Origin of the sequence: Mesorhizobium sp. CA13 (assembly GCF_020165235.1) — a bacterium.
In the GTDB taxonomy this organism is placed as follows: Bacteria; Pseudomonadota; Alphaproteobacteria; order Rhizobiales; family Rhizobiaceae; genus Mesorhizobium.
In genome coordinates this window covers 166,552-187,449 of sequence record NZ_JAIUHS010000001.1, presented here as the reverse complement: position 1 = coordinate 187,449, position 20,898 = coordinate 166,552, and the positions used below count along the sequence as shown (strand labels likewise).

Genomic DNA, 20,898 nt, shown 5'->3' with positions numbered 1-20,898 from the left:
TCAGGGAAAAGGCCGCTCTTGAGCGGCCTTTTTCTGTCGCTGTCGCCGAGCCGTTCACCCCGCCGCTGACCTCCAACTCTGCGTAGGCCCGCTCCGGCTGGACGAAGCGGGCCATTGCGCATGGTCGGCAAAACTGCCGGAATCGGACCATGCAAGTTGCCGTCTTCATCCTCGTCGTGCTCGTCCTGGTGGCGCTTTCCGGTGCATTGGTGCGGCTGGTGCGGGTGCCGCTGCCGGTTCTGCAGATCGCCATGGGTGCTGCGCTGGCCTGGCCGGCGCGCGGGCTGCATGTCGAGATCGATCCGGAACTGTTCCTGCTCGTATTCATTCCGCCGCTTCTGTTCGCCGATGCCTTTGCTGCGCCCAAGCGAGAGCTTGTCGCCTTGCGTGGACCCATCCTCGACCTTGCCATCGGACTGGTCTTCTTCACCATCGTCGGATTTGGCTACGCCTTGCATTGGCTGGTGCCCAGCATCCCACTCGTCGTCGCTTTCGCGCTCGCCGCGGTGCTGTCGCCGACCGACGCGGTGGCGGTGTCTTCCATAGTCGACAGGAACATCGTTCCGGCGCGGCTGATGCACATATTGGAAGGCGAGTCGCTGCTCAACGACGCGTCGGGTCTGGTCATGTTCCGCTTTGCCGTGGCGGCGGCATTGACCGGCAGCTTTTCCTTCGCCGCGGCCTCGCTGAGCTTCCTCTATGCCGTAGGTGCCGGCATTCTCGCCGGCATGGCGGCGCTGTTCGTTGCCGCCAAGGCGCTGCAACTGCTCAACCGCATCGGCGGCGTGCCGGCGGAGGCGCAGGTTCTGGTCATGATCCTGGTGCCTTTCGTCTCCTATCTCGGCGCCGAGCATATCGGCGCCTCGGGCATCTTGGCGGCGGTCACCGCCGGCCTGTTGACCGGAGTTTCCGGCATGTTCCGCTTTCTCGGCGTCTCGGCGCGCATGCAGACGATGTCGCTGTGGTCGACGCTGTCCTTCGTCTTCAACGGCGCGCTCTTCATCCTGCTTGGCCTGCAGTTTCCCGATATTATCCGTAAAGTGCCGCCGGAGTTGTCCAGCCGGCACTGGATCATCGAGCCGGTGCTGACAGTGCTGCTGCTGACGCTCTGCCTGATCGGCCTGCGTTTCCTGTGGATCTGGATCGGCGACATGGCTGGCGCCATGTCGGCGCGGCTCGGCAAGCGAAAGGCCGAGCCGTTCGGCCTGCGCGTGCGGCTCGCCGGATCGGTCGCCGGCGTGCGCGGAGCGATCACGTTGGCCGGCATCCTGTCGCTGCCGCTCACCATGCAGGACGGCTCGCCGTTCCCGGCCCGCGACGTGGTGATCTTCCTCGCCGCCGGGGTCATCATCTGCTCGCTGGCCATCGCCAGCCTCGCGCTGCCGAAGATCGCTCGCGGGCTGGTCGAACCGGGCGAGGACCCGGCGGCGGCCGAGGAGCGCCGGGCGCGGGTCGGCGCAGCCAATGCGGCGATCGCCAGGATCGAGAGCATCGCCAATGAGGCAGGCGAGGGCGGGGCCGTCGAGGCACGGCTTGCCGTTGCCGACAGCATCGTCGCCGGCTACCGGCGCCGCATCGCCGCCTCCGACGAGGCCGACGAAGCGCGTGCCGAGGCGCGCGAGGCGAGCCGTCTGGAGCTTGAACTCAGGGCCGCCGGCATAGAAGCCGAGCGCGCCGCGCTACGCGCCATGTTTCTCAGCCGCGAGATCAATGACCATACGATGCGGGCGCTGTTTTCCGAGATCACCTTGACCGAGGCTCTTCTGAAGCAGCGGCGCGACAGGAAATGACGGTCCGCCGCTCTGCTGCCGCAATCCGGCCAGCAAATTTCGCGCCGCAAACGTGGCGAGGCGAAAACAACTGTGTTAATGGCGCGGCGAACCCGATCCTGTCACCCGAAAATGTGCAGCGGTTTGGGACAACGGCATGCGCAAGAGAAAACCGACCCTCCGGACCTAAGGAATTCAGGCCATGGCAACAGCAGCGGCAGCGTCGAACAAATTCGAATCCTTCTTCGAAACCACGCTGGAAGACGCCGATCCGGAAATTTTCGGCGCCATCCGCAACGAACTCGGACGCCAGCGCCACGAGATCGAACTGATCGCGTCTGAGAACATCGTCTCGCGCGCCGTGCTCGAAGCGCAGGGTTCGATCATGACCAACAAATACGCCGAGGGCTACCCGGGCAAGCGCTACTATGGCGGCTGCCAGTTCGTGGATGTCGCCGAGGAGCTGGCGATCGAGCGCGCGAAAAAACTGTTCGGTTGCAATTTCGCCAACGTGCAGCCCAATTCCGGCAGCCAGATGAATCAGGCGGTGTTTCTGGCTCTCTTGCAGCCGGGGGACACCTTCATGGGCCTCGACCTCAATTCCGGCGGGCATTTGACGCACGGCTCGCCAGTCAACATGAGCGGCAAATGGTTCAAGGTCGTGTCCTACGGCGTGCGCAAGGACGACCACCTGCTCGACATGGACGCCATCGAGAAGACGGCGCATGAGACGAAGCCGAAGCTTATCCTGGCCGGCGGCACCGCCTATTCGCGCATCTGGGACTGGAAGCGTTTTCGCGAGATCGCGGATGCGGTCGGCGCCTACCTCATGGTCGACATGGCCCACATCGCCGGCCTCGTCGCAGGCGGCGTGCATCCCTCGCCGTTGCCGCATGCCCATGTGGTGACGACCACCACGCACAAGTCGCTGCGCGGCCCGCGCGGCGGCATGATCCTGTGCAATGACGAGGAGATCGCCAAGAAGATGAACTCGGCGGTGTTCCCCGGCCTGCAGGGCGGGCCGCTGATGCATGTCATCGCCGCCAAGGCGGTTGCCTTCGGCGAGGCGCTGAAGCCGAGCTTCAAGCTCTATGCCGAGAGCGTCGCCGCCAACGCCAAGGCGCTCGCGTCCAGCCTTCAGGAGACCGGCCTCGACATCGTGTCGGGCGGCACCGACAATCACCTGATGCTGGTCGACCTTCGTCCCAAGAATGCCACCGGCAAGCGCGCCGAGGCCGCACTTGGGCGCGCCAACATCACTTGCAACAAGAACGGCATCCCCTTTGACCCGGAAAAGCCCTTCGTCACCTCCGGCGTGCGGCTCGGCACGCCCGCCGGCACCACGCGCGGCTTCGGCCAGGCCGAGTTCCGCGAAATAGGCAAGCTGATCGCCGAGGTGCTGGATGGCCTCAAGGCCGCCAATTCCGATGATGGCAATGCCGCGGTAGAGGCCGCCGTCAAGGCCAAGGTCGTGGCGCTGACCGATCGATTCCCGCTCTACCCTTATCTCGGTTGACCTCGCGCCACGCGTCATCTTTTATCCGCCAGCGGCGCGCCGACCCCCGATCGGTCGACGCGCCGAACTGGAGACCAGACGATGCGTAATTTCCGCCCCGCCACTCTTGGCGCCCAAGCCTTGCTGGGCGTTTTCCTGACATTGCCCGGAGCTGCCCTTGCGCAGACCCAACCCGCTCCAGAAATGCCCGCCACCGCTACCTTCGGCAGATGGACAACCATCGTCGATACGCTCGACACCGGCCAGGATGCGCGCAAGACCTGCGCCGCTTCCACCGCCTTTTTCGATGCCAGCGGCAATTCGGGCACGCTGACGCTGTCGATCTCGAACGGCGACGCCATGCCGCCGGACGCCTACCCGGCCATCATGATTATTGTCGACAACGGGAACCTTCCCACCGGCAAGAAGATCGCCGCCACTTTTGGTGATCCTGGCGTCAAGGTTTCCGCCACGGTCTATTCGAACGATGCCGTCAACGGCCGTCCCAGCTGGACGGTCGACAACCAGCCCAAGACCAGTCTCGCTCTCTTGCGAGCCATGCGCAAAGTCACCTCGCTCGATGTCGCTTTCGGCAAAGAGGCTTTCGCCAGCATTCCGATGGACGGCTTCACCAAGGCCTACCGCAACCTCGGCACATCATGCGGCTTTCCGACCAAGGACGTTGCACCCTAGCCAGGTGTGCTGAGGCAGGTGGCAATCTGCCTCGCGGCTCGCTATCTCTGACGCGAAAGGGTCTGCGTGCCTTGCCATCGTGGCAAAAGGCTCTAAGCCTTTTCGCCTCACCAGATTCGCGAACCCAAGGCTCTCAATGCGCTGTCCCTATTGCCAGTCCGAAGATACGCAGGTGAAGGATTCACGCCCCGCCGAGGATGGCGCGGCGATCCGCAGGCGTCGCGTCTGCCCCGATTGCGGCGGCCGTTTCACCACCTTCGAGCGCGTGCAGTTGCGCGACCTCGTCGTGGTCAAGAAGTCGGGGCGAAAAGTGCCTTTCGACCGCGACAAGCTCTTGCGCTCCGTCGAGATCGCTGTGCGCAAGCGCAATGTCGATCCCGAGCGCATCGATCGTGCCGTGACCGGCATCGTGCGCCAGCTGGAAAGTTCCGGCGAGACCGAAGTGGCCTCGGGCGAAGTTGGGCGGCTGGTCATGGAAGCGCTGAAGTCGCTCGACGACGTCGCCTATGTCCGCTTCGCCTCGGTCTACCGCAATTTCCGCGAGGCCAAGGATTTCCATGAACTGCTGGGGGAATTGAAGGGCGACGAGGACAAGAGCGAAGAGGACGCCGGCTGAGCATGGCGGAACGCAGCGAGGCCGAACAGGCAGCCCTTGACCGCCGTTTCATGGCGGCTGCACTCAGACTGTCGCGCAGGAATGCGGGCCGGACCTCAACCAATCCTTCCGTTGGCACACTCATCGTGCGCGACGATGGCTTGGGCCCGATGATCGTCGGCACCGGCGTCACCGCCGTCGGCGGCCGCCCGCATGCCGAGACCGAGGCACTCGCCGAAGCGGGCGAACTGGCGCGCGGCGCCACCGCCTATGTCACGCTGGAGCCTTGCGCGCATCACGGACGCACGCCGCCTTGCGCCAACGCTCTGGTCAATGCCGGCATCGCGCGCGTCGTTGGCGCCGCCAGCGACCCCGATCCGCGCGTGTCGGGCCAAGGCTACGCGATCCTGCGCACCGCGGGCGTCGAGGTTGTGGAGAATGTCCTGGCGGCGGAGGCCGCCGAGCAGATGGCCGGCTATCTCATTCGATCGCTTAGGAAACGACCGGAAGTGACTCTCAAGCTGGCGCTTTCCAGCGACGGCAAGATCGGCATGGAAGGGGCTGGGCAGGTGTCGATCACAGGCGACATTGCGCGCCGCGAAGTCTATTTGATGCGCGCCGAGGCTGATGCCATCCTCATCGGAATTGGCACGGCGCTGGAGGACGACCCGGCGCTGACGGTGCGCTTGCCGGGACTGGAGAACCGGTCGCCGGCGCGCATTGTGCTCGACAGGCAGATCAGGCTGCCTGAGACTTCGAAACTGGTGTCCGGTGTCGACCGGGTGCCGCTCTACGTCGCGGCTTGCCTGGAAGCCGATCCTCTGCGGCGGGCAACGCTCGAACGCGCCGGCGTGCGTTTCATCGGCACCGAGACGCATGAAGGCGGCGTGGCGCTGCCGGAACTGCTCGAGGATCTTGCCGCGCTCGGCATGGCCAGCGTGCTGGTCGAAGGCGGAGCCAAGGTGGCCAGCGCCTTTCTGTCGGAAGGCCTAGTCGACCGCATCGTGCTGTTCCGGGGGCCGGAGGCGATCGGCAAGGGGGGCATTGCATCGCCCATCGATGCCAACCATGTCCCGGCGGGATTTCGCAAACTGCGCGAGATGCGGTTCGGCGAGGACAGCTACGCCGAGTGGATAAGAGACTTTTAGGATCAACACCGATGTTTACCGGCATTGTTACCGACATAGGCACCGTCGCGGCCGTCAAGCCGCTGCGGGAAGGCGTGGGATTGCGCATCGACACCGCCTATGATCCCGAAACCATCGCCATCGGCGCCTCGATCTCCTGCGGCGGCGTTTGCCTTACCGTGACGGCCTTGCCCGACAGCGGCTTGAACGCGCGCTGGTTCGAAGTCGAGGCCTGGGAGGAGGCGCTCCGGCTGACGACGGCGATGGGCTGGAAATCGGGCACGCGGATCAATCTGGAGCGGGCGTTGAAGATCGGCGATGAGCTTGGCGGCCACATCGTGTCGGGCCATGTCGACGGTACCGCCGAGATCGTCGAGCGCAAGGATGAGGGCGATGCGGTGCGCTTCACGCTGGAAGCGCCGCGCGAGCTGGCGAAGTTCATCGCGCCGAAAGGCTCGGTGGCGCTCGACGGCACCTCGCTCACCGTCAACAAGGTGGAAGGCACCCGCTTCGACGTGCTTCTGATCCACCATTCGCTGACCGTCACCACCTGGGGTGAGCGCAAGGTCGGCGACCGCGTCAATCTCGAGATCGACACCATGGCCCGCTATGCGGCACGGCTGGCGGAAGCGGCGAAAGAGGGGCTTTGAGCATCGCCGAGCTGTTCATGAGGAACTAGCGGTGATGGAACACAGGAATTCCAAAGTGCAAGCGCGGCTGAGGTGGCCGATGTAGATGCTGGCCGGGTAGTGGCCCACGCCATTGTTGCCTGGGCTCAAAGCGTCGCTACAGATTGTCCGATCTCGGTACCCCGGCCCAATGAGGCAATCTTGTGCTTGCGATCAATCCGGCTTCGGCCTAAGTCACCGGCGATCCCGGAGACATTTATGGCTGGCACATCCCAACACGGCAAAGCGTTCATTCGCCCGAAGAAGAAGGCCCACCTTCTCGTTATCGAGGCACGCTTCCACGACGATCTTGCCGACGCGCTGCTCGAAGGCGCGACGAGCGCGCTTGACGAAGCGGGTGCGACCTACGACGTCGTCACCGTTCCAGGTTCGCTCGAAATTCCCGCCGTCATAACCTTCGCGCTGGACGGCGCGGCGGAAGGCGCCACGAACTATGACGGCTTCGTCGCGCTTGGCACCGTCGTCCGCGGCGACACCTATCACTTCGATATTGTCGCCAATGAATCCAGCCGCGCACTCATGGACCTGTCCGTGCAGGACTCGGTCTGCATCGGCAACGGCATCCTGACCACGGAGAACGACGCGCAGGCCTGGACGCGGGCCAAACGTTCGGAAGGCGACAAGGGTGGCTTTGCCGCGCGCGCGGCGCTGACCATGATCGCGCTCAAGGAACGACTGGGAGCGCGATCGTGAGCGACCCCGCTTCGCCCGGACAGCCCACGGTGCGCCACGCCAACAAGCGCGGCGCGGCGCGGCTTGCCGCCGTGCAGGCCCTCTATCAGATGGATGTCGCCGGCAGCGGCGTCTTCGAGATCACCGCCGAATACGAAGCGTTCCGCCTTGGCAAGGAAGTCGATGGTGCGCTTTACCGCGAGGCGGATGCCCAATGGTTCCGCGCCATCCTCACCGGTGTCGTCGAGGACCAGAAAACCATCGATCCGGTTATCCGCCAGGCGCTGACCGATGATTGGCCGCTGTCGCGCCTCGATTCGACGCTGCGCGCCATCCTGCGCGCCGGTGTCTACGAACTGATGAAGCGCGAAGACGTGCCGGTGGCGGTGATCGTTTCCGAATATGTCGATATCGCCAAGGCTTTCTACGAGGAAGACGAGCCGAAGCTGGTCAACGCCGTGCTCGATCGCGTCTCCCGTCGGGTGCGTGGCGAGGGACGCGGCAAGGACGCTTCGTGACGGCGATCGCCATCGAGGCGGCCAGGGAGGCGCGGCGCACCGCGTTGATCCTCGCCGCCTCGCAGGCAATCATCGGTTCGGCGGCGCCCATCGCCATCTCCATGGGCGCGCTGGCCGGTCAATATCTGCTCGGCCCCGACAAGTCGCTGGCGACGGCGCCGATCACCGGCTTCAATCTCGGAGTGGCGCTCGGTGCGCTGCCGGCGGCGGCCATCATCCGCGCGATGGGCCAGCGCGGCGGCTTCATGACCGGTACGATCGTCACCGCGCTTGGCGGTCTGGTCGCGACGCTGGCACTCTTCCATGGCAGTTTTTGGCTGTTCGCCTTCGGCCTGACGGTGATCGGTGTCGGTGGCGCCTTCGTCCAGCAGTTCCGCTTTGCCGCCGCCGACAATGCGCCGCCGCAGTTCAAGGCGCGCGCCATTTCCTTCGTGCTGGCGGGCGGCATCATCACCGCCATTCTCGGACCGCAGATCGTCATCTTCACCCGCGAGTTGTTCGCACCGGTGATGTTTGCCGGTTCGTTCGCATCCATCCTGGTGCTGGCCGCCGTCGGCGCGGCGATCCTGTCATTGCTGCGCCTGCCGGCGAGGGCCACCGCCGGCGGAACGGAAATTGCCGGCAGCGATGCCCGGCCCTTGGCCGAGATCGTTACGCAGCCGCGTTTCGTCGCGGCACTTTTTTGCGCCGTCGGCAGCTATGCCCTGATGAGCTTCGTCATGACCGGCGCGCCGCTTGCCATGGTCGGCTGCGGCCTGTCGGAGGACGATGCGACGCTCGGCATTTCCTGGCATGTCATGGCAATGTTCGGGCCGAGCTTTTTCACCGGATCGCTGATCCATCGCTTCGGTGCTGAACGCATTGTCGCGGCCGGCCTCCTGCTGCTGATCGGCTGTGCGGTGGTCGCGCTGTCCGGCCTGGCGCTATGGCAATTCTGGACGGCGCTGATCCTGCTCGGCCTCGGCTGGAATTTCGGCTTCATCGGCGCCACGGCCATGGTCGCGGCAAGCTACCGGCCTTCCGAAAAGGGCAAGGTGCAGGGGTTCCACGACTTCGTCCTGTTCGGCTCCGTGGCCTGCGCCTCGCTGATGTCGGGCATGGTCTACAATGCCTGGGGCTGGACCATGCTCAACTGGATGATCTTTCCCGTCACTATGCTATGCTTCGTCGCGCTCGGCGCTCTGAGGATGGCGAGCTTGCGTCTGGCTTGACGCCCAATTTGAATCTATGCGTCCGGCGGCAGAACCTGAAGCACTCGCGCTATGAACATGTGGAACTCAGCCATATAGTTGCGCAGGAAGTCCTCGGTTGATTCGACCGTCACTTCGCCCTCGTCCGTGATCAGCCCCGGCGTGAACTGGATATAAGCTTCAGGCGCGTTCATCTGGGGCGAATTGCAGAAACTCAGAACGCTTCGAAGGCTTTGTTGAGCGACGGCGGTCGCGATGGCGCCCGGCGATGTTCCGATGACGGCTGACGGTTTGCGCGCGAAGGAATTCTTGCCGTAGGGGCGGCTGGCCCAATCGATTGCGTTCTTCAGTCCGCCGGGAATAGAGCGGTTATACTCTGGGGTGACAAACAGCACGGCCTGGACGGAGGCGATCGCCTTTTTGAAAGCCTGGGCGACCGGCGGGAAATCGGCGTCATAGTCGTAGCTGTAGAGCGGCAGATCCTTGAACGAGATTTCCGTCATTTCGAGTTCGGGAGGGGCAAGTTGAACGAGCGCCTTCGCGAGCTTGCGGTTGATGGATTCCCGGGCAAGACTGCCGATGAGGTAACCGACTTTGTGTATGGCCATGACACGCTCTCCGTGTTTGCCGCCCGCACCCTCGCTGCATTATCCGCCAGATGGCAGCAGATCGCCAGCGTCGCGTCGCAATAGGCCTTCCGAACAAAAATATTGCGTCTGTACCACTTGTTATGAAACCGTGTGCCCCGACGAGACGTTGGAGCCGTGCTCATATGCGGCACCGAATTCCGGTTCACAGCAAGGGATTTTCACAATGTTTTCAATCAAGGTTCTGGCTGGCGCGGCGCTCGCGCTCGGTATTACGATAGCGTCGGCGAATGCTCAGGTGGTCGTCTCCTCGAAGATCGACACCGAGGGCGGCGTGCTCGGCAACATCATCCAGCTCGTCCTCAATGCCAACAACATCAAGACCACTGACCGCATCCAGCTCGGCGGCACGCCGGTGGTGCGCAAGGCAATCACCGCCGGCGAGATCGACATCTATCCCGAATACACCGGCAATGCCGCCTTCTTCTTCGAGAAGACCGACGACCCGGTCTGGAAGGACGCCGCCAAGGCGTATGAGACGGCCAAGAAGCTCGACTATGACGCCAACAAGATCGTCTGGCTGTCGCCATCACCGGCCAACAACACCTGGGCGATCGCACTGCGCAAGGAGGTGGCCGAGACCAACAAGCTCGCCACCCTGTCCGACTTCGGCAAATATGTCGCCGGCGGGGGCAAGGTCGTGCTCGCGGCCTCGGCCGAGTTCGTCAATTCAGCCGCGGCCTTGCCGGCCTTCCAGACCACCTACGGCTTCACGTTGAAACCTGACCAGTTGATCACGCTCTCCGGCGGCGACACGGCCGCGACCATCGCAGCGGCAGCCAACCAGACCAATGGCGCCAACGCGGCCATGGTCTACGGTACCGACGGCGGCATCGCGCCCTCCGGGCTGGTCGTGCTCGACGACGACAAGGGCGTGCAGCCGGTCTACCAGCCGGCGCCGATCATCCGCGAGGCGGTGCTGAAGGAGCATCCCGAGATCGAGACGTTGTTGAAGCCGGTCTTCGCCAAGCTCGACCTCGTCACGCTGCAGGAACTCAACGGCCGCGTCCAGGTCGGCGGAGAGCCGGTCAAGGGTGTGGCGGAAGACTTTTTGAAAAAGAACGGGTTCTTGAAGTAGTCAGCGCACCCGTGACGTTGATGCGAGGCGCCCCCCTCTGTCCTGCCGGACATCTCCCCCACAGTGGGGGAGATTGGCAGTTTGCGCGCCTCGCTTCTTTCTACGACGACGGAGATTGGCGAAGGCCATCACGTCATCTGATCTCCCCCCTCGTGGGGGGCAGGCCAGAGGGGGGCGCCTCGCGCAAACGCGCGTCATGACCCTGCGCTTCGACAAGCTCGGCGTGGTCATTGCCGCGATTGCTGCCTATGCGGCGTTCGCCGCTCCTTTCGCCACGTTCCGCGCCAATCGCATCGTGCCCGGCCAGGCGCGCTCGATCGTTGAGGCACTTCCGGCAATGGCCGGCCCGCTGCTTTTGGCCATCATTGTCGCAGCCGCGCTTGTCGCGCTGCTGAAAACGCCGCTCGTCCTGCGCCTTGTCGCCAGCGTGATCACGCTGGCGGCTCTCGCGCTGTTGATCGGCGTCACCGGCACATTCCTGACCCCGGCAGGCAACACCTTCGCGCGCGTTTCGCCGGCCTCCGGGTTCTGGCTGCTGGTCTTCGCCTTTACCCTCCTGCTGGCCGACGTGCTGACGAGAATGAACCTGTCTCCCTGGTCACGTGTCGGCGTGCTTGTCGTTGCCGCGCTCGCCATCGGGCTGCTGCTGATATCGGGATCCTGGGACAGCCTTTCGATCCTCAAGGAGTATTTCAACCGTGCCGACAGTTTCTGGGCCGAGGGCGCCAAACATGTCACGCTGGCGCTCGGTTCGCTGGCGGCGGCGGTGATACTGGGCCTGCCGCTCGGCATCCTGTGCCATCGCGTCGAGCGCCTGCGCGCCGGCGTGCTCAACGTGCTCAACATCGTCCAGACCATTCCCTCGATCGCGTTGTTCGGCCTGCTGATCGCGCCGCTCGGCTGGGTGGCGGCGCATGTGCCGGGAGCTGCCGCGCTTGGTATCCGCGGAATCGGAACGGCACCTGCGTTCGTGGCGCTGTTCCTCTATTCGCTGCTGCCGGTCGTCGCCAACACCGTAGTCGGCCTTGCCGGTGTGCCGCGTGCCGCCAATGACGCGGCGCGCGGCATGGGCATGACCGATCGCCAACGCCTGTTCGGCGTCGAGTTTCCGCTGGCTTTCCCTGTGATCCTCACCGGCATCCGCATCGTGCTTGTGCAGAACATCGGCCTCGCCACCATCGCCGCCCTGATCGGCGGCGGCGGCTTCGGCGTGTTCGTGTTCCAGGGCGTCGGCCAGACGGCGATGGATCTGGTGCTGCTTGGCGCCGTGCCGACGGTCGCGCTCGCCTTCGCTGCCGCCATCATTCTCGACGCGGTGATCGAAATGACCTCAACCAAGCGCAGGGCGGACCCCGCATGATCGAGATCGAAGGCATTACCAAGCGCTACGATGCGACCGCGGTGGTCGATGACGTCTCGATGATCATCGAGCCGCGCACGCTTTGCGTCATCGTCGGCACCTCGGGTTCCGGCAAGACGACGCTGCTTCGCATGATCAACCGGCTGGTCGAGCCGACTTCCGGCGTCATCAAGCTTGACGGCGCCGACAACCGCTCGGTGCCTGGTTACGAGCTGCGCCGCAGCATCGGCTACGCCATCCAGGGCCACGGCCTGTTCCCGCACCGAACGGTGGCGCAGAACATCGCCACCGTGCCGGTGCTGCTTGGGTGGGACAAGGATCGCATCAAGGCCCGCGTCGACGAACTGATGACGCTCTATCAACTCGACCCGCAGGCCTACGGCCCACGCTATCCGCACGAGCTCTCCGGCGGCCAGCAGCAGCGCGTCGGCGTCGCTCGCGCGCTCGCGGCCGAACCCAATGTGCTGTTGATGGACGAGCCGTTCGGCGCGCTTGACCCGATCATCCGCACCAAGGCGCAGGAAGATCTGCTTGCGATCCAGAGGCGCTTCGGCACCACCATCATCCTCGTCACCCATGACATGGAAGAGGCCGTGCATATGGGTGACAAGATCGCCGTCATGGATGCCGGCAAGCTGGTACAATATGCCAGGCCGGCGGAGATACTGGCGAGGCCGGCCAGCGGCTTCGTCGAGACCCTGGTCGGCGCCAGCGAAAAACCGTTCCGGCTGCTGTCGCTCGGCCGCGTGCGCGACGCAGTCGAAAAGGGCGCGGCGGAAGGTGAGGCGATCCTCGACGACGCCAGCCAGCGCGACGCGCTGGCCGAACTTCTCTGGTCCGGCCGTCCGGCGCTGCCGGTCAAGGATGCCGACGGCAAGCCGCTCGGCCGCGTTACCGTCGACGGCTTGGTGAAGCGTGCGGCGAGGCCGGCATGAAAGCCTGGCTGCCGTTGCTGCTCAGGCTTGCGCTGGTGGTGCTGCTGGTCGCTTTCGTCACCAGTCCCGGCTGGTTCGAGCCGCTGCTCAAGCCGCTGACCGAGAACGGCGCGCCGGTGATCTACAATCAGGGCAGCCTGCTGACGCTGATGCTGCTGCACCTGCGCACCGTGCTGATCGCCACGCTCGCCGCCACCGTCGTGGCGGTCGCGCTCGCCATCCTGGTCACCAGGCCTGCCGGCGCCGAATTCCTGCCGCTGTCACGCAGCCTGGTCAATATCGGCCAGACTTTCCCGCCGGTGGCGGTGCTGGCGCTTGCCGTGCCGGCGGTCGGGTTCGGCGAGAAGCCGACGCTGATCGCATTGTTCCTCTATGGTCTGCTGCCGATCTTCGAGAACGCGCTGACCGGCCTGACGACGTTGCCCGGCAATGTCATGGAAGCGGCGCGCGGTGCCGGCATGACCGGTTGGCAAAGGCTGCTGAAGGTCGAATTGCCGCTCAGCGCGCCGGTCATCCTCGGCGGGATAAGGCTGTCGGTGGTGATCAGCCTCGCCACCGCCACCATCGGCTCGACGGTAGCGGCGAAGACCTTGGGCGAGGTGATCATTGCCGGGCTGTTGTCCAACAATCTCGCTTTCATCTTGCAGGGCGGCCTGATCGTCGCCGCCTTGGCCGTGCTGATCTATGACGGATTGTCGGCGGTCGAGCGCTATACCGCGCGGCGCATGGGGCGCCAGGCCGAGTAGGCTTCCATCCAGGTGCTCCGATCCTTCAACGTCCACTTGAACGGGCAGGGTGGTCGAGCGTCAGTTCGAGTTCGATGCCTTGCTCTTTGCAGATCCAGCGGCGGCAGATGACGGCAAAGTCGTGTTGTGTACCGGCTTTCACGAGCGAGACAAGATCACCCACGGCGCAATCGCTGCCGAGCTGGAGCGCCTCGATGGGTTCGGCGATGACTTGCTTGCCGGCATAATGTCTTGCGCTGGCCGTGAGCACAATCGACACCCGCCTGCCAGTTGCGCGATCTTCGGGACTCGGCGATTGATTGGGCCGATGCCCCGATCCTTCAGCAGGAGTTCTTGCCATGACCTTGCGCTTCTCCAAGATCGTCATGTGTCTCTGTCTGGCGGCTTTCGCCTTTCTTGTCGCCTTCGGCAACGTCACCGATTACGGCTCAAACTTCGCCTTTGTCCAGCATGTGCTGAGCATGGACACGACCTTTCCCGGCAACGCGCTGATGTATCGCTCGATCACCAACCCCTCGCTGTGGACGACGGGCTACTGGCTCATCATCGCCGGCGAGGCGCTGACCTGTCTGCTCTACCTGATCGCGGCCTGGAGCCTGTGGCAAGCGCGCAATGCCAGCGGACAGGTTTTCAACGATGCCAAGAAATTCGCCGTTATCGCCGCGACGATGGGATTCCTGATCTGGTATCTTGGATTCATGGTGGTGGGCGGCGAGTGGTTCGCCATGTGGCAGTCGAGCATCTGGAACGGCCAGCAGAAGGCATTCATGTTCTACATGACCATGCTGACGGTGCTGATCTTCGTCATCCAGCCAGACGGCGATCTGCGCCAGGCCTGATTGCTGATTGGCGATTTCAATCGATATAAAGCAGCAGCGGCATGGCGACACCTGCCGCTGTCCGGCTCTTTTAGGCGAAAGCCGGGCAAAAACCGAACAATATCTTGACGTTCGCGGCCCTGTTTCGCATACACCGCTGCGAAGAGGGGGATTCCGCGCACGGGATTCCGTCTTTGTCTCAACGGCCCAGGGAGGGGTTCTTTTGGGCCAGCAATCGAGGAAAACCCGGCAATGACCATAATTTCCGCCGTCATCGCCTGCGGCCTGCTTTCTGTCCTTTACGCCATCTGGGCGACACGTTCGGTCCTTGCTTCGGACCAGGGCAATGCACGCATGCAGGAAATCTCCGCAGCCATCCGCGAGGGCGCGCAAGCCTATCTGGCGCGCCAGTACACCACCATCGCCATCGTCGGCGTGGTCGTGCTGCTGCTCGCCTGGTGGCTGCTGTCCATGACCGCCGCGATCGGCTTCCTGATCGGGGCCGTGCTTTCGGGCGCGGCCGGCTTCATCGGCATGCATGTTTCGGTGCGGGCCAATGTTCGCACGGCACAGGCCGCCTCCAACAGCCTTGCCGCCGGCCTCGACATCGCCTTCAAATCGGGCGCCATCACCGGCATGCTGGTTGCCGGGCTTGCCCTGCTCGGCGTGTCGATCTACTACCTGATCCTCACCCATTTCATGGGGCTTCAGCCCAATGACCGCGTCGTCATCGATTCGCTGGTCGCACTCGGCTTCGGCGCCTCGCTGATCTCGATCTTCGCCCGTCTCGGCGGCGGCATCTTCACCAAGGGTGCCGATGTCGGCGGCGATCTGGTCGGCAAGGTCGAAGCCGGTATTCCCGAGGATGACCCGCGCAACCCCGCCACCATCGCCGACAATGTCGGCGACAATGTCGGCGACTGCGCCGGTATGGCCGCCGACCTGTTCGAGACCTATGCGGTCACAGTCGTCGCCACCATGGTTCTGGGCGCCATCTTCTTTGGCGGCACCGCCATTCTGGGTGCGGCGATGCTCTATCCGCTCGCCATCTGCGGCGCCTGCATCCTAACCTCGATCGTCGGCACTTTCTTCGTCAAGCTCGGCTCCAACGGCTCGATCATGGGCGCGCTCTACAAGGGCCTGATCGTCACCGGCCTGTTGTCCATCGTGGGCCTGGGCGTCGCCACCTCGGCCACGCTCGGCTGGGGCGAGGTCGGCACCGTCGCCGGCATGGTCATCACCGGCAAGAACCTGTTCATCTGCGGCCTGATCGGCCTCGTGGTGACCGGTCTCATCGTCGTGATCACCGAATACTACACCGGCACCAACAAGCGTCCGGTCAACTCGATCGCCCAGGCGTCGGTGACCGGGCACGGTACCAACGTCATCCAGGGCCTTGCGGTCTCTCTGGAATCGACGGCACTGCCGGCCATCGTCATCGTCGGCGGCATCATCTCGACCTATCAGCTCGCCGGCCTTTACGGCACGGCGATCGCCGTCACCACCATGCTCGGCCTTGCCGGCATGATCGTCGCGCTCGATGCCTTCGGCCCGGTCACCGACAATGCCGGCGGCATCGCCGAAATGGCCGGCCTGCCCAAGGAAGTGCGCCACTCCACCGACGCGCTCGACGCGGTCGGCAACACCACCAAGGCGGTGACCAAGGGCTATGCCATCGGTTCGGCGGGCCTCGGCGCGCTGGTGCTGTTCGCGGCCTATTCGAACGACCTGAAATTCTTTGCCGCCAATGGCGACAAATACCCCTACTTCCAGGGCATGGGCGAGGTCTCCTTCGATCTTTCCAACCCCTACGTCGTCGCCGGCCTGATCTTCGGCGGTTTGATCCCGTATCTGTTCGGTGGCATCGCCATGACGGCCGTCGGCCGCGCGGCGGGCGCCATCGTCGAGGAGGTGCGCAAGCAGTTCCGTGACGACCCGGGCATCATGGCCGGCACGTCCAAGCCGAACTATGCGCGCGCGGTCGATCTTCTGACCAAGGCGGCGATCCGGGAAATGATCATCCCGTCGCTGCTGCCGGTGCTGGCGCCGCTCGTCGTCTATTTCGGCGTGCTGCTGATCTCGGGCTCGAAAGCATCGGCCTTTGCGGCTCTCGGCGCTTCGCTGCTCGGCGTCATCGTCAACGGCTTGTTCGTCGCCATCTCGATGACTTCGGGCGGCGGCGCCTGGGACAACGCCAAGAAGTCGTTCGAGGACGGTTTCACCGACAAGGACGGCGTCAAGCACCCGAAGGGTTCCGAGGCGCACAAGGCCTCGGTGACCGGCGATACGGTCGGCGATCCCTACAAGGACACCGCCGGCCCGGCGGTCAACCCGGCGATCAAGATCACCAACATCGTGGCGCTCCTGCTGCTGGCGGTGCTGGCCCACGGCTGAGCGGCAAAGCGTTGAAAGCCCGCGGGGAGCAATCCCCGCGGGTTTTTATTTGACGGCGGTTTCGGAAAGCGGAAAAGCGAATTTCAACGGCTGCGTCCGCGTCCTGCCTTGGCTGGCTGCCCATCGCCGCCGAGCCGGCCTCTCCCGCTCCATGATAACAAAAACCCGTGGGATCGCTCCCACGGGTTTTTGGTCGCCTGAGATGGTGCTGCCTTCCCCGAGGGAAGGCGGTCTGAGATCAGGGAGTGCCGCCGCCGGGAATGCCGGGCGCCAGCTTGCTGGCGCCGTTGATGATCTGGCTGAGGAAGTTCTGGTCCTTGCCGCCAGTCGGCGTGGTGCGCGATATGAAATCGAAGATCTTGCCATCCTTCAGGCCGTAATTGGCGATCTGGGTGACCCGCCCATCGGCCCCGAAATAGACCGCCAGCACATGCTGATCGATCAGTCGCGGCTTGTCGAAGGCGACGTAGCGCTTGCGAGTCTGCGAGATGTAATAAAAGGCCTCATTGTCGAAGGTCGCCGTCGTCGAGGGCGTGCCGAGCGCGAGCAGCACCTGCTCGCGGCTCGAGCCGACCGGCACCGAATCGATCGCCTGCTGATCGATGACATACCCCTGCGTCAGCGTTTCGCTGGGGTTCAGATCGCCGATCATCTTGGAACTGTTGCAGGCCGAAAGCGCCGCAATGATGGCCAGCAGCGAGATCGCGCCAGCGGGCCTGGAAGAGAAGGTCGACTTGAAATTCAGCGCGCGCAACAACAATTCTCCATTATATCGCCGCAACTTGCGCTGGGCCGCAAAACCGGTAAACCAGCTTGCTTGCCGATGCAACAAGGCCAATTCAACAAACGGTCCCCGGAGACCATCCCCATGTTCCAGCGCCTTTTTGGTCGCGAACGCCACGCCAACCGCGCCATCACCGACGCGCTTTACGCACAAATCGTGGCGGCCGCGCGGCAGACCGTATTTTATTCCCACTGGAATGTGCCCGACACGCCGCTTGGCCGTTTCGAGATGCTGTCGCTGCACATGTTCCTGGTCCAGCACCGGCTGCGTGGCGAAGACGGCGTGGCGCAGGAGATCGCTCAGGTGCTGATCGACGAGTTTTTCCTCGACGTCGACCATTCGCTGCGGGAACTCGGCATTGGCGACGTCGGAGTGCCCAAGCGCATGAAAAAGCTGGCGAAGATGTTTTATGGCCGCAGCGCCGCCTATGACGACGCATTGGAGCGCAATGATCATGATGGGCTCACCGCCGCCCTTGCACGCAATATCCGGCCCGATGCCGTGGCCTGGGCGGAAGCGTTGCGACTGTCCGACTATGTCGCCGATGCCCGCAACCGGCTGGCCGCGCAGCCGTGCCGGGCGATCGTCTCCGGCACAGTGACCTTTCCGCTCGCCCAGGAGGCAGATCGATGAAGCACGCCGATCCGCAAAGCCCGGTGTCGTTTTTTGCCAACGTCGCCCGCCTGCCGCAGAAGGGCCTGCCGGTGGTCATCGAGGCCGACACCGCGCAGCGCGCGAAACTCGCCGAGGAGCACAGCTTGCTCTCGGTCGAAGCCTACCGCGCCGAGTTCCTGGTGACGCCTTGGAAACGCAATGGTGTGAAGGTCAGCGGCCGGGTCGAAGCCGACATCACCCAGGCCTGTATCGTCACGCTCGATCCGGTCGGAGCGAATATCGACGAATCATTCGAGGCTCTGTTCCTGCCCGAGGACTCCAAGCTTGGACGACAGGGTTTCGAAGGCGGCGGCGAGATCCTGCTCGACGCGGATGGACCTGACAGTCCCGAAACATTTTCAGGCGACACGATCGATGTCGGCGCACTCGCCGAGCAGTTCTTCGGATTGGCCATCGATCCTTATCCGCGCAAGCCGGGTGCGTCGCTTGATGCCGGCGGCGAGGCCGAACCGGTAGAGAATGAATTTCAGCAGAAACTGCGGTCGCTGCTGGGAAAATCCTGAAAACCTCGCCCGCGACGGAAAAGTCGGTTGTGCGAATGTCCAAAACCGCTATTTTCGCCGAACCTTCGCGATCACTAAAACGATCCGCCGCCTAAGCAAAACCGTGAGATGAATACCGCGTGATCAGGATTTCCATCGATGCCATGGGCGGCGATCACGGACCAGCCGTGGTCATTCCGGCGCTCATGACCGTCGCGACCCGCCGTCCCGACGTTCGCTTCGTCATCTACGGGCGGGAGGAGGCCGTACGGCCCGAACTGGCCAAATTTCCCAAGCTGGCCGGTGTCAGTGAATTCTTCCACTGCGAGGTGGCCGTCAGGATGGACGACAAGCCGAGCCAGGCGCTGCGCCATGGCCGCTGGAAGTCATCGATGTGGAAGGCTGTCGAGGCGGTCAAGTCGGGTACGGCGGACGCGTGCGTCTCGGCCGGCAACACCGGCGCGCTGATGGCGATGTCGAAATTCTGCTTGCGCACCATGGCTACCATAGACCGCCCGGCGATCGCGGCACTTTGGCCGACGCTGCGCGGCGAAAGCGTGGTCCTCGACGTCGGCGCCACCATTGGCGCGGATGCGCACCAGCTCATCGATTTTGCCATCCTTGGAACCGGCATGGCCCGATCGGTCTTCGGCGTCTCGCGGCCCAGTGTCGGCCTGCTCAATGTCGGGGTCGAGGAGATCAAGGGCCAGGAAGAGGTCAAGGAGGCTGGGCGCATGCTGCGTGAAGCCAATATGGCCTCGATGAACTATCACGGTTTCGTCGAGGGCGACGACATCGGCAAGGGCGTGGTCGACGTCGTCGTCACCGAAGGCTTCGCCGGCAACATCGCCCTGAAGACGGCAGAAGGCACGGTGCGCCAGATTGGCGGTTACCTGCGAGCGGCGATGAGCCGTACACTGATGGCCAGGATCGGGTATATCTTCGCCAAGGGTGCGTTCGATCGCCTGCGCGAGAAAATGGATGTGGGCCGCTCCAATGGCGGCGTTTTCCTCGGGCTGAACGGCATTGTGGTCAAAAGCCACGGCGGCGCTGATTCGGATGGTTTCGCCGCCGCCATCGAACTCGGCTACGACATGGTGCGCAACAATCTGCTCGACCGCATCGAGGCCGACCTGGACTTGTTCCATGCGCGCAATCCGCATGCCCAGACATCTAGGAAATCCGACGTCGTCAGCGACGCAAAGGAATAGGAAAGAACTTTGATCAGATCAGTCGTGCGCGGCATGGGCGCCGCGCTGCCCCGCCGCATCATGAAGAATGCCGACTTTGAAGGCATGGTCGAAACGTCGGACGAGTGGATCGCCCAGCGCACCGGGATCCGCCAGCGCCATATCGCGGCCGACGACGAGACGACGGCTTCGCTGGGTGAGGCGGCGGCGCGCGCAGCGCTCGCCGATGCCGGCCTGACGCCCGGAGACATCGACCTGATCGTGCTGGCGACCTCGACGCCCAACAACACTTTTCCGGCCACAGCCGTCGAGATCCAGAACCGGCTCGGCATGCATCACGGCTTTGCCTTCGACCTGCAGGCGGTATGCTCGGGCTTCGTCTATGCGGTAACCACGGCCGACCTCTATATTCGTGGCGGCTTGGCCAAGCGCGTGCTGGTGATCGGCTCGGAAACCTTTTCGCGCATCCTCGACTGGACCGATCGCTCGACCTGCGTACTGTTCGGCGACGGCGCCGGCGCCCTGGTTCTTGAAGCCGGCGAGGGGGATGGCAATATTGCCGACCGCGGCGTGCTGGCGATGAGCCTGCGCTCCGACGGCGCGCACAAGGACAAGCTCTTTGTCGATGGCGGGCCTTCGACGACGGGAACGGTCGGCTATCTCAGGATGGAAGGCCGCGAGGTCTTCAAGCATGCGGTGGGCATGATCACCGACGTCATCGAGGCGACGTTCTCGCAGGCCGGCATCACCGCCGACGACCTCGACTGGTTCGTGCCGCATCAAGCCAATAAACGGATCATTGACGCTTCCGCCAAGAAGCTCGGGATAGCCGAGCAAAAGGTGGTGGTGACGGTCGATCTGCACGGTAACACTTCGGCTGCTTCCGTGCCGCTGGCGCTTTCTGTGGCTGTTGCCGATGGCCGCATCAAAAAGGGCGACCTGGTGCTTCTGGAAGCCATGGGCGGCGGCTTCACCTGGGGCGCGGTTCTGCTTCGCTGGTAAGTGCCGAACGGTCCGGTTCGGTCCTTGACCTTGCCGGAT

At 63.9% G+C, this 20,898-nt stretch carries 22 protein-coding genes; 19 read left to right on the top strand and 3 right to left on the bottom strand.

Going from position 1 to position 20,898, the window contains the following annotated elements; genetic code table 11:
• The first annotated feature begins 149 nt into the window (after positions 1-149).
• From LB566_RS01015 to LB566_RS00975, 9 genes are all read left to right on the top strand, one after another.
• On the top strand, positions 150-1,790 hold the full coding sequence (locus tag LB566_RS01015) for a Na+/H+ antiporter (RefSeq protein ID WP_224622528.1): 1,641 nt from the start codon (positions 150-152) through the stop codon (positions 1,788-1,790).
• Between the two features lie 181 nt (positions 1,791-1,971).
• Positions 1,972-3,285, top strand: a complete 1,314-nt coding sequence (gene glyA / locus LB566_RS01010; protein WP_140549086.1) for a serine hydroxymethyltransferase — start codon at positions 1,972-1,974, stop codon at positions 3,283-3,285.
• An 81-nt stretch (positions 3,286-3,366) separates the two neighbouring features.
• Positions 3,367-3,957 (top strand): hypothetical protein, encoded by a 591-nt coding sequence (locus tag LB566_RS01005; protein WP_140549085.1) that lies wholly within the window; start codon positions 3,367-3,369, stop codon positions 3,955-3,957.
• Positions 3,958-4,093: 136 nt separating this feature from the next.
• Entirely contained in the window at positions 4,094-4,573 is a 480-nt protein-coding gene (gene nrdR / locus LB566_RS01000; protein ID WP_010915593.1) for a transcriptional regulator NrdR, read from the top strand.
• A 2-nt stretch (positions 4,574-4,575) separates the two neighbouring features.
• Complete coding sequence (gene ribD / locus LB566_RS00995) at positions 4,576-5,700, top strand: bifunctional diaminohydroxyphosphoribosylaminopyrimidine deaminase/5-amino-6-(5-phosphoribosylamino)uracil reductase RibD (RefSeq protein WP_411910447.1); 1,125 nt, start codon at positions 4,576-4,578, stop codon at positions 5,698-5,700.
• 11 nt (positions 5,701-5,711) lie between these two features.
• Positions 5,712-6,329 (top strand): riboflavin synthase, encoded by a 618-nt coding sequence (locus LB566_RS00990; RefSeq protein ID WP_224622526.1) that lies wholly within the window; start codon positions 5,712-5,714, stop codon positions 6,327-6,329.
• Positions 6,330-6,566: 237 nt separating this feature from the next.
• A complete protein-coding gene (gene ribH / locus LB566_RS00985; RefSeq protein ID WP_224622524.1) occupies positions 6,567-7,061 on the top strand; it encodes a 6,7-dimethyl-8-ribityllumazine synthase in 495 nt (164 codons plus the stop codon).
• Positions 7,058-7,558 (top strand): transcription antitermination factor NusB, encoded by a 501-nt coding sequence (gene nusB, locus LB566_RS00980; RefSeq protein WP_140494035.1) that lies wholly within the window; start codon positions 7,058-7,060, stop codon positions 7,556-7,558. Before ribH ends, nusB begins: the two co-directional genes overlap by 4 nt.
• Complete coding sequence (locus LB566_RS00975) at positions 7,555-8,769, top strand: MFS transporter (protein WP_224622522.1); 1,215 nt, start codon at positions 7,555-7,557, stop codon at positions 8,767-8,769. Before nusB ends, LB566_RS00975 begins: the two co-directional genes overlap by 4 nt.
• A 14-nt stretch (positions 8,770-8,783) precedes the next feature.
• On the opposite strand, the gene LB566_RS00970 is transcribed toward LB566_RS00975, so the two are convergent.
• On the bottom strand, positions 8,784-9,356 hold the full coding sequence (locus LB566_RS00970) for an NADPH-dependent FMN reductase (protein ID WP_140549080.1): 573 nt from the start codon (positions 9,354-9,356) through the stop codon (positions 8,784-8,786).
• Between the two features lie 205 nt (positions 9,357-9,561).
• Between LB566_RS00970 and LB566_RS00965 the strand changes: the two genes are divergently transcribed.
• The 4 genes from LB566_RS00965 (at position 9,562) to LB566_RS00950 (ending at position 13,514) form a co-directional block, all read left to right on the top strand.
• Positions 9,562-10,473, top strand: coding sequence for an ABC transporter substrate-binding protein (locus LB566_RS00965; protein ID WP_224622521.1), 912 nt, complete (start codon positions 9,562-9,564; stop codon positions 10,471-10,473).
• A gap of 196 nt (positions 10,474-10,669) precedes the next feature.
• The gene (locus LB566_RS00960; protein ID WP_224622519.1) at positions 10,670-11,833 is read left to right on the top strand and encodes an ABC transporter permease; all 1,164 of its coding nucleotides are present in this window, start codon (positions 10,670-10,672) and stop codon (positions 11,831-11,833) included.
• A complete protein-coding gene (locus tag LB566_RS00955) occupies positions 11,830-12,768 on the top strand; it encodes an ABC transporter ATP-binding protein (RefSeq protein WP_224622517.1) in 939 nt (312 codons plus the stop codon). The genes LB566_RS00960 and LB566_RS00955 overlap by 4 nt, the downstream gene beginning before the upstream one ends.
• Complete coding sequence (locus LB566_RS00950) at positions 12,765-13,514, top strand: ABC transporter permease (RefSeq protein WP_224622515.1); 750 nt, start codon at positions 12,765-12,767, stop codon at positions 13,512-13,514. The genes LB566_RS00955 and LB566_RS00950 overlap by 4 nt, the downstream gene beginning before the upstream one ends.
• A 25-nt stretch (positions 13,515-13,539) precedes the next feature.
• Here LB566_RS00950 and LB566_RS00945 read toward each other — a convergent pair whose 3' ends face one another.
• On the bottom strand, positions 13,540-13,881 hold the full coding sequence (locus LB566_RS00945; protein ID WP_224622513.1) for a hypothetical protein: 342 nt from the start codon (positions 13,879-13,881) through the stop codon (positions 13,540-13,542).
• Here LB566_RS00945 and LB566_RS00940 point away from each other — a divergent pair.
• Positions 13,853-14,353: a DUF2165 family protein gene (locus LB566_RS00940; protein WP_224622511.1), complete on the top strand. Its 501-nt coding sequence runs from the start codon at positions 13,853-13,855 to the stop codon at positions 14,351-14,353. The two genes, LB566_RS00945 and LB566_RS00940, sit on opposite strands and share 29 nt — an antisense overlap.
• A gap of 231 nt (positions 14,354-14,584) precedes the next feature.
• The gene (locus LB566_RS00935; protein WP_224622509.1) at positions 14,585-16,726 is read left to right on the top strand and encodes a sodium-translocating pyrophosphatase; all 2,142 of its coding nucleotides are present in this window, start codon (positions 14,585-14,587) and stop codon (positions 16,724-16,726) included.
• 238 nt (positions 16,727-16,964) lie between these two features.
• Here LB566_RS00935 and LB566_RS00930 read toward each other — a convergent pair whose 3' ends face one another.
• Positions 16,965-17,480: an outer membrane protein assembly factor BamE gene (locus LB566_RS00930; protein WP_140494015.1), complete on the bottom strand. Its 516-nt coding sequence runs from the start codon at positions 17,478-17,480 to the stop codon at positions 16,965-16,967.
• Between the two features lie 114 nt (positions 17,481-17,594).
• Between LB566_RS00930 and LB566_RS00925 the strand changes: the two genes are divergently transcribed.
• The 4 genes from LB566_RS00925 to LB566_RS00910 all read left to right on the top strand — a co-directional run bounded on the left by LB566_RS00925 (position 17,595) and on the right by LB566_RS00910 (position 20,859).
• Entirely contained in the window at positions 17,595-18,143 is a 549-nt protein-coding gene (locus LB566_RS00925) for a ubiquinol-cytochrome C chaperone family protein (protein WP_224622508.1), read from the top strand.
• Positions 18,140-18,688, top strand: a complete 549-nt coding sequence (locus LB566_RS00920) for a YceD family protein (RefSeq protein ID WP_224622506.1) — start codon at positions 18,140-18,142, stop codon at positions 18,686-18,688. Before LB566_RS00925 ends, LB566_RS00920 begins: the two co-directional genes overlap by 4 nt.
• A 119-nt stretch (positions 18,689-18,807) precedes the next feature.
• A complete protein-coding gene (gene plsX / locus LB566_RS00915) occupies positions 18,808-19,878 on the top strand; it encodes a phosphate acyltransferase PlsX (protein WP_140494009.1) in 1,071 nt (356 codons plus the stop codon).
• A 9-nt stretch (positions 19,879-19,887) separates the two neighbouring features.
• Complete coding sequence (locus LB566_RS00910) at positions 19,888-20,859, top strand: beta-ketoacyl-ACP synthase III (protein ID WP_224622504.1); 972 nt, start codon at positions 19,888-19,890, stop codon at positions 20,857-20,859.
• Positions 20,860-20,898: the final 39 nt, after the last annotated feature.